Source organism: Bradyrhizobium sp. 132 (assembly GCF_023074185.1).
Classification (GTDB): domain Bacteria; phylum Pseudomonadota; class Alphaproteobacteria; order Rhizobiales; family Xanthobacteraceae; genus Bradyrhizobium.
This window is the reverse complement of the sequence record NZ_JADPKY010000052.1, coordinates 1-1,474: the sequence shown is the minus strand read 5'-3', so window position 1 is coordinate 1,474 and position 1,474 is coordinate 1. Positions and strand designations below refer to the sequence as shown.

1 protein-coding gene is annotated in these 1,474 nt (G+C 63.0%); it reads right to left on the bottom strand.

Going from position 1 to position 1,474, the window contains the following annotated elements:
- Positions 1–48: 48 nt before the first annotated feature.
- Positions 49–1,422, bottom strand: coding sequence for an IS30 family transposase (locus IVA74_RS09035; RefSeq protein WP_247341860.1), 1,374 nt, complete (start codon positions 1,420–1,422; stop codon positions 49–51).
- Positions 1,423–1,474: the final 52 nt, after the last annotated feature.

Below are 1,474 nucleotides of genomic sequence, written 5' to 3'. Positions count from 1 at the left end.
GGCAGCCAAGGCGGATTCAAACGGTCGTCGCAACACCAGTTTTTTCACTCATAACAGCAATTCGTCAAGCGCCTCCGCCGGCGTTTTCCAGCCTAGTGTCTTTCTCGGTCGGGCATTGAGGGCCGCTGCCACAGCGGATATCTCCTCGGCGCTATGGATGCTCAGGTCTGTGCCTTTCGGGAAGTACTGCCGCAACAAACCGTTGGTGTTCTCGTTGGTGCCACGCTGCCAAGGGCTTTGCGGGTCGCAGAAGTAGACCTGGATACCCGCATCGATCTTGAGACGATCGTGCTGAGCCATTTCGGCTCCCTGATCCCAGGTTAGCGAGCGGCGCAGCTCTTCGGGCAAAGTGATGATGGTGCGCGTGATCGCGTCGCGCACGGCTTCGGCCCCGTGTCCCGCGAGCGCAGGTCCGTTCTTCGCGCGCGGAGCTTCGCCATGCCCCGCTAACCGGGGAAGGTGCAATAGCATCGTGAAGCGCGTCGTGCGCTCGACCAGCGTGCCGATTGCCGAGCTGCCAAGACCGAGGATGAGGTCTCCCTCCCAATGTCCCGGCACTGCTCGATCGGCAGCTTCAGCAGGGCGCTCGCTGATCATGATCTCCGGCGAGACAAAGCCCTTGCCTCGCCTGCGTACGCGCGCCCTGGGCATCCGTAATACACGTCCTGTTCGCAAGCAGGCCGTCAGCTCGCGGCGCAGCGCCCCACGGCCCTGAACGAAGAGAGCTTGATAGATAGCTTCGTGACTGATGCGCATCGTCTTGTCGTCCGGGAAGTCGATCGGCAAGCGTCGGGCAATCTGCTCAGGGCTCCAGGCTTTGGCCCATCGCCGATCCTTGCGCGGCCCATGCCGGCGGCCCTTCCACGGAACGGCGGGACCAAGAACGAGCGCGCCACTCGGGGCTACGACGCCGCCAGCAAGTCTCTCCTCTACATAAGTGCGCAAGGTTGCATTGAGCGCAAGCTTGGTCGGCTTGGGCCGGCGGGCGGCTCGATCCGCATGCCATTGGGCAGTTGTTGCCCGATATTCCAACCCGCCGCCGCGGGTGGCCGCGTTGCGCCGCAGTTCACGGGAGACTGTCGAAGCAGCCCGCCCCAGGCGACGTCCAATCTCGTGCATGGAATGGCCCTGCACCTTGAGGAGTGCGATCTCCTCGCGCTCTACCAACGAGAGGTACCGCCCGGAGAGCGCCTTTGCCGAGGATCTGAACATCGCTGGTGGCATGCCGCCCGCCTTTCGGAATAATCTGCTTCCGACAGGTTGTGACAATCCGGCTTCCAGCGCAGCATCTTCGCTGCTTAGCCCCGCGGCAATCGCCCGCCAGAAGTTGTTCTGTTCATCGCGTCCTGCAACAGACGGCCGTCCTGGCGACGGCAATGGGGCTCGTCCTGACCGCGCCGATCGGCGCCTTACAACGTTCATCGCAACCTCCTACCTCCGAGTGTTGCGACGACCGTTTGAATCCGCCCAATAC

Bases quoted from the DNA above. Each gene is read 5' to 3' on its own strand.
- IVA74_RS09035 (WP_247341860.1), bottom strand. From the start codon at position 1,422: ATGAACGTTGTAAGGCGCCGATCGGCGCGGTCAGGACGAGCCCCATTG.